The sequence below is a fragment of the Sulfuricurvum sp. genome (assembly GCF_036279695.1).
Classification (GTDB): domain Bacteria; phylum Campylobacterota; class Campylobacteria; order Campylobacterales; family Sulfurimonadaceae; genus Sulfuricurvum.
This window is the reverse complement of the sequence record NZ_DASUIQ010000024.1, coordinates 1-10,210: the sequence shown is the minus strand read 5'-3', so window position 1 is coordinate 10,210 and position 10,210 is coordinate 1. Positions and strand designations below refer to the sequence as shown.

Below are 10,210 nucleotides of genomic sequence, written 5' to 3'. Positions count from 1 at the left end.
CGTCTTGCTAAAGGAAAAAGCATTGAAAGTTGAGATCGAAGGTCAACCTTATCGCTATATCAGCGAAAATTCCGGTGATTGCGGTCAGGATTGCGCTTTTTTGCTGACCAAGCAAAATGAGAAGTATAAAGAGGATGCTCTAAGTCGCGGAGCGTACTCTATCATTTCTCCCGATGAGTGTTGGAAACTTTTCGGACTTGATCGTCTTTGTGTGATCGGAATTACGGGAACCAACGGTAAAACGACGACCGCCAGCGCGATTTATTCGCTATTGCTTGATTTAGGGCACAAGGCGGCTATGCAGGGGACGCGCGGATTTTTTATGAACGACGCTCCGGTGGAGGGGAAAACCCTAACTACCCCGACGGTACTAAATACCTATCGTCACATGGCACACGCGATTGCGTCAGGGTGCGAGTATTTCGTGATGGAAGTGAGTTCTCATGCCATCGAGCAGGAACGTATTGCGGGGATTGTGTTCGGTCTAAAAATCTTGACCAATATCACCCAAGATCACCTCGATTATCACTCTAGTATCGAAGAGTACATCCGAATTAAAAATCTCTTTTTTCAAGATGAGACGAAAAAACTGATCAACAAAGATGAGCCTCGAGCGCAGTTTAATATGAAAAATGCGTTCAGTTATGGGGTTGAGAACCCTGCAACCTATAAAATCATCGCCTACTCATTGAACAACGGAGTAAGCGGTGTGATGAAACATTTCGAAGAGCATGTTCCGTTTGTCACCTCATTGCACGGTTTTTTCAACCTCTATAATATCACTGCCGCCTTTGCCGCAGTCCATTTGGTTACTAATGAGAGTTTGGAAAAAATTGCCGATGCATTGGAAAATTTCGGCGGTGTCAGCGGACGGATGGAGGTGGTGAGCGAATCACCTCTCGTTATCGTCGATTTCGCTCATACTCCCGATGGGATGGAACAGGTTCTTAATGCGCTCAAAGAGAAAGAGGTTCTGGTCGTCTTCGGAGCAGGGGGAGATCGTGACCGAACCAAGCGTCCGATGATGGGGAGAGTCGCAAGTACGTACGCTAAAAAAGTGTATGTGACGAGTGATAATCCCCGTTTTGAAGATCCCGATGCTATTATCGAGGACATTCTCTCAGGGATTGAGGAACGAAGCAACGTCTATGTCGATGTCAATCGCCGCAGTGCCATAGCGCAAGCGCTCAAAGATCGCAGCGGGGATGAAGTGGTTTTGATCCTAGGCAAAGGGGATGAGACCTCACAGATCATATACGATCAGCATCTTCCGTTCGATGATCGTGTTGTTGCAAGAGAGTTGTTAAAAGAGATTTAAAACAACAAGTTGCTTACTGGAGCTTAATATGCACTGGTAGGATTTGGCTATAATGCCGTAATTATTTTACGGTGCAGTAGTACATCGATTTTGAAGGAGCAGTTGATGGGTCTTCCACAACCGGCATTTTATATTTTCAAGTGTGAACAAAGCTCTCCTCCGGGGATGCCTAAACCGAGCTGTGTTAATCCGCACACACAGGATTTGTTTCAACATTTGGCGCAAACATTGATGCAAAAGGGCTTGATTGCAACGGTGCAACCGATCCGTACCTCGTGTATGAATCGCTGTAACGTCGGACCGATCATGCTCGTAGAACCGGGTCATGTGATGTATGCGGGGCTTACCAAAGAAAAAATAAATGAAATTATTGATCGTCATATCATCGGCGGCGAAGTGGTACAAGAGTATGTTATCCCCTCAGAACTGTGGGATGCACCGATCACTCCTGCTGATATGATGAAGCAGATGGGCAGATAAATCATGTTAATCGAAATGCTTTACAGTAAAATTCACCGCGCTACCGTAACCGATGCTAATCTCAATTACGTCGGTTCTATTACGGTGGATGAAGAGCTTTTGGAAGCGTCCAAAATGCGTGTCGGTCAAAAAGTGGAAATCCTCAATATCAATAACGGTGAGCGCTTTTCGACCTATATTATCCTCGGTGAACGGGGCAAGCGTGACATTTGTCTAAACGGTGCGGCGGCTCGTAAAGTGCATAAGGGCGATAAGATTATTATCGTCGCCTATGCAACCTACAATGATGCCGAGCTTGAAAATTACAAACCTACGGTTGTTTTACTCGACGATGAGAACAGTATCACCGATATAATCGAGAAGATATAAGCTCCCTCATGGTACTATTTCGCTAAAAAAATAGTGGGATAAAAATGGAGCAGTTTGAAGCATTCTTAGCAGCGCACCTTCCTTCTGCTGCATCTTTTCACCCCCACTATGAAAGCTCACTGCATCAAATGCTGATCGGTGGCGGAAAACGGTTTCGCCCCGCACTTCTTTTAGGCGTTGTGCGAGCTTATAATCCCCTTTTAACCCAAAGTGCTTACCACGCGGCATTGGCGATTGAACTACTGCATACCTACTCTTTAATTCACGATGATCTTCCCGCGATGGACAATGCCGATTTGCGTCGAGGGATGCCGACGCTTCATAAAACGTATGATGAAGTGAGTGCCATTTTGGCGGGGGATGCTCTGAATACCTATGCGTTTGAAGTGCTCTCCAATGCTCCGTTCTCGGATCGGGTCATAGTCAAGCTGGTTCGTTCTCTCTCTCACAACGGCGGAGTGAAGGGGATGGTTTTAGGACAAGCGATCGATTGTCATTTTGAAAATCAGCGACTTGAACTAGAACAGGTTAAAATGCTCCATATCCACAAAACGGGTAAATTGATCGCGGCATCGCTTCAAATGGGTGCGTTTATCGTCGGACGAGACGATCTCGCTGCGGAGTTGTATGATTTCGGGATTGATATGGGATTGCTGTTTCAAATCCAAGACGATATTTTAGACGTGACCCAAAATGATGAGCAGGCGGGTAAAACAACCAATAACGATCAGGCTAAAAACAGTTTTGTCACATTGCTCGGCTTTGATAAAGCTATGGATGAAGCAAATACATTAGCCGATAAAATTATTCAACAAATGACAAGTTTTGATGAGAATTTGCAACGCGAATTGTCACCAACACTTAACCACTACATTAATCGACACAAGGACTAACCGATGAGTACTACAATGCGCCAAAAAATGGCAGATACGATCCGCTTTTTAGCGGCAGATATGGTTCAGCAAGCTAACTCAGGACATCCGGGTGCACCGATGGGATTGGCGGATATTGCCGTGGTTCTCTCCGAACATCTCACCCATAATCCGAAAAATCCCAAATGGCTCAATCGCGACCGTTTGGTCTTCTCCGGCGGACACGGGACGGGATTGATCTATTCTTTGTATTACCTCTGGGGATACGGATTGGAGATCGAGGATTTGAAAAACTTTCGTCAGCTCGACTCTAAAACTCCGGGGCATCCTGAGTATGGTCATACGGCGGGAATTGAGATTACCACCGGTCCTTTGGGACAGGGGATTGCCAATGCGGTCGGCTTTGCGATGGCGTCAAGCTATGTCGGACACAAAGTCAACTCCGAAACGGCAGAGTTAATCGATCACAATGTTTACTGCTTGTGCGGTGACGGTGATTTGGAAGAGGGGATCAGTTATGAGGCGTGTTCGATTGCCGGCCACATGGGATTGGACAATTTGGTACTGATTTACGATTCAAACCGTATTACAATCGAGGGATCTACAGAGCTGAGCCTCAGCGAAAATATGCGAGATCGTTTCGAATCTCAAAACTGGGCCGTTCTGGAGATCGACGGACATAATTTCGAAGAGATCGACGGTGCGTTGACGCAAGCGAAAATGATTAAACGTCCGGTGCTTATCATCGCCAATACCGTTATCGCCAAAGGGGGCGGTAAAATGGAAGGATCTCACCATGCTCACGGAGCGCCGTTGGGGCATGATGTTATTAAAACCGCTAAAACGGCAGCCGGTTTTGATCCTGAAAAAACATTCCATGTCGATGCAGATGTGTTGGAGCGTTTCCGCTGTGCAATCGAAAAAGGGGACTTGGCGGAACGGGAGTGGAATCATCGCATCAATGAACTTCCATTGGTGGAACAAAACGAAGCGTATGTGCAGTTGATGAATCCGGATTTCGGACGTATCCAATGGCCGACCTTTGAAAAGGCGGACGCGACCCGTAATACCAACGGTATTATTTTGAATGCGATTGCCAAAGCGATTCCCGGATTTATCGGCGGATCGGCAGACCTTGGACCGTCTAATAAAACTGAACTTGCCAATATGGGCGATTTCCCTAAGGGCAAAAATATCCATTTCGGTATCCGTGAACACGCGATGGCATCGATTACGAACGCTATGGCACTTTACGGTCCGATTATCCCTTTTAGCGCGACGTTCTTCGTCTTCAGCGACTATCTCAAACCATCCGCGCGTATTGCGGCACTGAGCGGTATTCAGCACTTCTTTATCTGGACACACGACAGTATCGGCGTCGGGGAAGACGGTCCTACCCATCAGCCGATCGAGCATTTGAGCCAATTTAGAGCATTGCCGAATTTCTATGTCTATCGTCCGGCGGCCGGTGCTGAAAACGTCAAATGTTGGCAAAAAGCCCTCTCGATGAAACACTCACCTTCAGCGTTTGTTTGTTCGCGTCAAAATCTTCCGTTGCTCCCAGCGGCGGTTCGCGGGGATGTCGAAAACGGGGGGTATTTGTTGGTAGAGCGTCCTAATGCTACCGTTACGATTATGGCATCGGGTTCTGAGGTCGGATTGGCGATTGAGTCTGCCGAGCTTCTCTCAACACGAGGTGTTGCGGCAAATGTCGTGAGTGTCCCGTGTTTTGATTTGTTGTTGGAACAAGCACCGAGCTATATTGACTCTATCATTAAACCGTCTACGAAAAAAATCGCTATCGAAGCGGCTCGCGGCTTGGAATGGTACCGATTTGCCGATACCGTTGTCGCTATGGATGGATTCGGTGCAAGTGCCCCTGCGGATAAATTGTTTGAGAAATTCGGATTTAGCGCAGAAGCCGTTGCGGCAAAAATCTGATGCAAGATTCTGCCGAGTATCTTGAAAAAAAACGTTTCTTTGATTCGTTGATTACCCTTTACGGGCGCAATGTGGCGGTTGAGGTATTACGTGACGATGCGGTGAAGATTCATAAACTTCACCTCTCCAAGAGCAACCGCACTGATGAGACGATCGAAGAGATTATGGCTTTGGCCGAGATGCGCGGTGTGGAGATCAAATATCACACCAAAGAGTCATTATCCCGTATCTCGAAAAACAGCGCTCAGGATCAAGGGGTCGCGATTGACGTCGTGAGCCAAAACTACCGAAGTGCCTCCAATATTCCGACCGATCTACCTGATGCTTTTCGTCTTTTAGCCCTCGATGGGATCAATAATCCTCAAAATTTGGGGATGATTGTCCGATCCGCTGCGGCGAGTCGAATCGATGGGATCGTATTGCCTCGTCGCAACAGCACCAAACTCTCTCCCTTGGTGATGAAAGCGAGCGCGGGAACCCTCTTTAAAATCCCCATCTATTACTGTGAAGATTTATCTGAAATATTGGCGCTGAGAGATACGGCAATCATTACCCTCTCCTCACATGCCAAAGATGACATCCATTCGCTAAAAATACCCTCTCGCGCTATTTTTGTATTGGGGAATGAAACTGAAGGGGTAAGCGACGCGGTGATGCGTGCATCAACCCATAGTGTGAGTATTCCGATGCATCGGGGTGTTGAGTCTCTCAATGTTGCCGTGACGGCAGGGATTGTCAGCTTTCTACCATAAGATTGTAAGGACGCGCTATGGCGTCAGTTACTTCGCCAATACTCATGTGGCGGCTTTTACGTAAAAACTCCCGCCCCTGAAAAAAGATAAGTACCGTCGGAATGGCAAAGACGCTAAAATGGGATGCGATTTCGGGTGTTTCGGAGATGTCGATACTCTCGATGACAAAAGAGGGGAAATTATCCATAATCGCTTCGGTCAGTTTCGGCTTAAGGGCATGGCATACGTTGCAGGTAGGTGCGCTGAAATAGAGCATAACCGCATCATGGGTATGGAGTGTTTGGTTGAGTGTATCTAATGTTTGCATAAAGGGATTATAATGAAATTCAGCCGTGCCTACGTTGAAATAACCAATATTTGCGGGCTATCGTGCAGTTTCTGTCCCCCAAAAGAGTACCCCTCTCAAACTATGAGTGTGGATTTTTTCAAACAAGTGCTACAAGAGTTAACGCCCTATACCGATGAGATAGCACTGCACGTAATGGGTGATCCGATGGTGCTGAGCAATCTGGGAGAGTATCTCGATAGCGCTCACAGTGCAGGACTCAAGGTGATGATTACCACCAGCGGGTTTTATCTGGATGAGTCGCGGCGCGAGGTTTTGTTCCATCCCGCATTGCGTCAAGTGAACATCTCCCTCAACAGTTTCAATAAAAACAGTGTTTCACGAACCTTTGACGCGTATATGGAACCGATATTGAGACTATGTGATGAGAAGCTTTCACGCGGAAATGACTTTTTTATCAATCTGCGCCTTTGGAATCTGGATGAGGAACGCAGTGAAAAAGAGTTTAATGAACGGTTGTTTGAGCTTTTGGAGAGCCATTTTTCCCTAGAAGCGGGGTTAATCGTTTCTCAGATCAGCGGCGAGCGGCAATCGATCCGTTTGGCTTCCAAAATATTGCTCCATTTTGATCGCTATTTTGAGTGGCCTAATCTTGAAAATACAACCCTTACCCACGGCTATTGCCACGGTTTAAACAAACAAATCGCTATACTGGTTGATGGGAGAGTGGTACCTTGTTGCTTGGACTCCGAGGGGATTATGAATCTTGGTAACCTTAGTGAGACAAATTTGGGTAAAATTCTGACATCGAAACGCTCAATGGCTATAACCGAGGGATCTTCCAAGGGTGTATGTGTCGAAGAGCTATGTCAAAAATGCCGTTACAAAGATAGATTTAATAAGGAGGTATGATCATGATCAAATGTTATGTCCGTAATGAAAACGCGATAGCATTCATCGATACCATGTCAGAACTCGACGGGGATGTTATCGATAAAGTTATCTGGATCGATATGTTAATCCCGACCTATGATGAAATCGTTTTTATCGAGAATACGTTTAACATCAAATTTCCGACCAAACAAGAGACCGAAGAGATTGAGATCAGTTCGCGCTATTGGGAGGAGAGTGACCGTATTGAAATCAATAGTTATTTCTTGATTTCAAAACTTGAACACTCCCACAATGAGACCGTATCGTTTATTCTCTACCATAATCTTTTGATTTCTATCCGCTATACCAATCTCTATACGTTTGATGAGTTTAACCGGAAATTTTTTGCGACACCGAAACACTTCGAGACGGGATACGATATTTTTTGTCAAATCTTGGATATCCGTATCGATGCGGATGCCGATATTATCGAAAAGCTTTCACGCGATATTACCCGTTTGCGTAAACACGTTTTGACCGACTACTCCAATGAAGACGAAGAGATCTTGGCACGCATTTCATCACTCGAAGATTTGAATATGCAGATACGGGAAAACCTCAATGATAAACAGCGTATTTTGAGCTCTTTTTTGAAATCGAATAAGTATAAACATGCTCTGAAACACGATGTTACCGTTATGCTTAAAGATATTAAGTCCCTGATCGATTACACCGACTTTAATTTTGAGCGTCTTGATTACCTCCAAAACATCTTCGTCGGCGTTTTGAGCATCGAGCAAAATAAAGTTATCAAGATGTTTACGATCGTTAATGTCGTTTTCCTCCCGCCGACCTTGATCGCGAGTATTTACGGGATGAACTTCGATATTCTTCCGGAACTGCATTGGCAATACGGCTATGTGCTCTCGATCGTTATGATGATCATTTCATCGATTCTTCCGGTGTATGTTTTCAAACGAAAAGGGTGGATTTAATCCTCCCCTCAATTATGGTATGATTCTCTATTACCATTTATAAAAAGGACAAAGAATTGGACAGGCGGATACGCTATTTTATTGAAGACTATTGGGATATATTCGTCGGAATACTCTCAATGGCTCTTGCTTTTTTCTTCCACTCTTTTGGAGACGGTACGATGGCAACTGTATTTGCCGCTATCGCTATCGCTTCTCTCTCTCTGACGGTTGCCGAGGTAGCTGACATCCTCTCTGAACGGCTACAAGAACCTTATGGCAGTTTTGTTCTCACCTTTAGCGCTGTTGCGGTAGAGATTATTCTGCTCTACATCATTTTATTGGAAGTTCGTCACTCACCCGAAGTATTAGAAACGGTCAAGGGGGGGATCATCTCGGCGGTTATCGTCGATTTGAACGTTCTCCTCGGACTTGCCGTCTTTTTAGGGGGGCTAGCCTATACGCAGCAGCAGCACAATAAAGAGACCTCCAGTGCCTACAGCACCGTTTTATTTGTCGCTTCGAGCTCATTGTTGGTTCCGGGACTGCTCAGCCATACCGATCACGGGAGTGCATCATTAACGCATGTAAGCCATTTGATTGCAGGGGTATTGCTCCTTTTCTACATTATCATTTTCATTTTTCAAACCCGTACCCATACCCATTTCTTTAAAGCAACGGCGCGCAGCCGTTTCTTTCGTTTGAAACGAAAGCTTCAAGAAGAGGAAGATGCGGAGATTGATGAAAATGAGTCGAGTGACTATATCTTTGAACATCTCAGTACCTCTATAAACTTTATGGCTATTTTCGCTTTGATCGGATTTATTGCGTTCGGAGCGGAGATTTTTGCGAGTGAAGGGGTAAAAATCGCCCGCGAATACGGTATCTCAGCAGGGTTAGCCGGTCTGGTGATCGCAATCATCAGCGTCTCTCCGGAAATCTTTACCGCCGTACGTGCCGCCCGTAATGATCAGATTCAGAGGGTTGTCAATATTGCTATGGGGGCATCAACCGTATCGATTATTTTGACCGTTCCGATTTTGATGATGCTGGCGTATATGTCAGGTATCAATCTCACCCTTGATTTCAATCCGCTTCAAATCGGTGCATTGTTGCTGACGATCCTGTTGGTCTGGAAGACGACCGATGAGGGGGAGACGAACTATTTCGAGGGGGCATCGCACATGATGTTCTTCTTGAGCTACGCTATTATTGCCGCGTATTACTGATGATTATCCTTTTTTCGCCGAGTGAAGGGAAGCGTGAGGGGGGAACTCTCCCTCCGCTGAATCAACAAAGCCTTGTTTTCCCCGATCTTTATCCCAAACGTCTTGAGGTGATCGAACAGTATCAATCATTGACGCAACATGGCTCTGATGAGGTGCTGTATGAACTTTTCGGGATCAAAGACATCAACGAGTACGAGCGATACCGAAATGCTTTTTCATCCGCTCCGACGATGAAAGCGATCGAACGCTATGACGGAGTAGCGTATGAGTATTTGACCTATTCATCGCTAGAGACAGATGCTCAAATCTATATTGATACTACGGCAATCCTTTTTTCCAATCTATTCGGTCCGATCCGTGCGGGCGACTCCATCCCTGATTATAAACTCAAACAAGGCTCTTCAATTGGGAGGTTCGCTCCCGAGAAACACTATAAAGAGTATTTCAGTAGCGCATTGGACGAGATGATCGGTGATCAAGAGGTATTGGATCTTCGTGCGGGATTTTATGATAAATTCTATACTCCGTCTATGCCGTACGTAACGTTGAAGTTTTTGAAAGAGGGAAAAGTAGTGAGCCATTGGGCAAAAGCATATCGGGGGATCCTTTTACGTGAAGCGGCGAAGGGTAAAATTACCTCGATTAAAGAGTTGTTGGCTATGAATATCGACGGATTGATTGTACGCGAAATAGTGGAGACAAAAAAGAAAAAAGAGATTGTTTATTCGATTGTTTGATTTTCTTTCAAATAGGCTTGACTTTTTAGAAAAGAGTGTATATAATTTCGGCTCCATTTCACCAATGCCGGCATAGCTCAGTTGGCTAGAGCAATTGATTTGTAATCAATAGGCCCGGGGTTCAAATCCTCGTGCCGGCACCATTGAATGAAATCGGAAACGCATTACATTTATCAGTGTTAGACCAGATACGGCCGTGGTGAGATACTCAAGTGGCCAACGAGGGCAGACTGTAAATCTGCTGATTTTTATCTTCGAAGGTTCGAATCCTTCTCTCACCACCATCTGCGGGAATAGCTCAGTTGGCTAGAGCGTCAGCCTTCCAAGCTGAATGTCGCGAGTTCGAGTCTCGTTTCCCGCTCCACTGGGAGCTGAAGTA

At 45.7% G+C, this 10,210-nt stretch carries 11 protein-coding genes and 3 tRNA genes; 13 read left to right on the top strand and 1 reads right to left on the bottom strand.

Features of this window, described 5'->3' with window-relative positions:
* The 6 genes from VFW36_RS02930 to VFW36_RS02905 all read left to right on the top strand — a co-directional run.
* On the top strand, positions 1 to 1,318 hold a 1,318-nt coding region (locus VFW36_RS02930; RefSeq protein WP_329657319.1), incomplete at its 5' end, for a UDP-N-acetylmuramoyl-L-alanyl-D-glutamate--2,6-diaminopimelate ligase.
* Between the two features lie 105 nt (positions 1,319 to 1,423).
* Positions 1,424 to 1,798 (top strand): (2Fe-2S) ferredoxin domain-containing protein, encoded by a 375-nt coding sequence (locus VFW36_RS02925; RefSeq protein WP_329657318.1) that lies wholly within the window; start codon positions 1,424 to 1,426, stop codon positions 1,796 to 1,798.
* Between the two features lie 3 nt (positions 1,799 to 1,801).
* Positions 1,802 to 2,167 carry an aspartate 1-decarboxylase gene (panD, locus tag VFW36_RS02920; protein WP_295014354.1) on the top strand — a complete coding sequence of 122 codons (366 nt, stop codon included), beginning with the start codon at positions 1,802 to 1,804 and terminating at the stop codon, positions 2,165 to 2,167.
* Positions 2,168 to 2,211: 44 nt separating this feature from the next.
* Entirely contained in the window at positions 2,212 to 3,060 is an 849-nt protein-coding gene (locus tag VFW36_RS02915; protein WP_329657317.1) for a polyprenyl synthetase family protein, read from the top strand.
* Between the two features lie 3 nt (positions 3,061 to 3,063).
* Positions 3,064 to 4,980, top strand: a complete 1,917-nt coding sequence (gene tkt / locus VFW36_RS02910; RefSeq protein WP_329657316.1) for a transketolase — start codon at positions 3,064 to 3,066, stop codon at positions 4,978 to 4,980.
* Entirely contained in the window at positions 4,980 to 5,732 is a 753-nt protein-coding gene (locus tag VFW36_RS02905) for an RNA methyltransferase (protein ID WP_329657315.1), read from the top strand. The genes tkt and VFW36_RS02905 overlap by 1 nt, the downstream gene beginning before the upstream one ends.
* On the opposite strand, the gene VFW36_RS02900 is transcribed toward VFW36_RS02905, so the two are convergent.
* Positions 5,716 to 6,039: a thioredoxin family protein gene (locus VFW36_RS02900; RefSeq protein ID WP_329657314.1), complete on the bottom strand. Its 324-nt coding sequence runs from the start codon at positions 6,037 to 6,039 to the stop codon at positions 5,716 to 5,718. The genes VFW36_RS02905 and VFW36_RS02900 overlap by 17 nt on opposite strands.
* A gap of 12 nt (positions 6,040 to 6,051) precedes the next feature.
* Here VFW36_RS02900 and VFW36_RS02895 point away from each other — a divergent pair, with 12 nt between their 5' ends.
* From VFW36_RS02895 to VFW36_RS02865, 7 genes are all read left to right on the top strand, one after another.
* Positions 6,052 to 6,930, top strand: a complete 879-nt coding sequence (locus tag VFW36_RS02895; RefSeq protein WP_329657313.1) for a radical SAM/SPASM domain-containing protein — start codon at positions 6,052 to 6,054, stop codon at positions 6,928 to 6,930.
* Between the two features lie 2 nt (positions 6,931 to 6,932).
* Positions 6,933 to 7,886 (top strand): magnesium/cobalt transporter CorA, encoded by a 954-nt coding sequence (corA, locus tag VFW36_RS02890; RefSeq protein ID WP_329657312.1) that lies wholly within the window; start codon positions 6,933 to 6,935, stop codon positions 7,884 to 7,886.
* 56 nt (positions 7,887 to 7,942) lie between these two features.
* Positions 7,943 to 9,094 carry a sodium:proton exchanger gene (locus VFW36_RS02885; protein ID WP_329657311.1) on the top strand — a complete coding sequence of 384 codons (1,152 nt, stop codon included), beginning with the start codon at positions 7,943 to 7,945 and terminating at the stop codon, positions 9,092 to 9,094.
* Positions 9,094 to 9,831: a YaaA family protein gene (locus tag VFW36_RS02880; protein ID WP_329657310.1), complete on the top strand. Its 738-nt coding sequence runs from the start codon at positions 9,094 to 9,096 to the stop codon at positions 9,829 to 9,831. Before VFW36_RS02885 ends, VFW36_RS02880 begins: the two co-directional genes overlap by 1 nt.
* Positions 9,832 to 9,897: 66 nt before the next feature.
* A tRNA-Thr gene (locus VFW36_RS02875) sits at positions 9,898 to 9,974 on the top strand.
* Between the two features lie 55 nt (positions 9,975 to 10,029).
* Positions 10,030 to 10,115, top strand: a tRNA-Tyr gene (locus tag VFW36_RS02870).
* A 3-nt stretch (positions 10,116 to 10,118) separates the two neighbouring features.
* A tRNA-Gly gene (locus tag VFW36_RS02865) sits at positions 10,119 to 10,195 on the top strand.
* Positions 10,196 to 10,210: the final 15 nt, after the last annotated feature.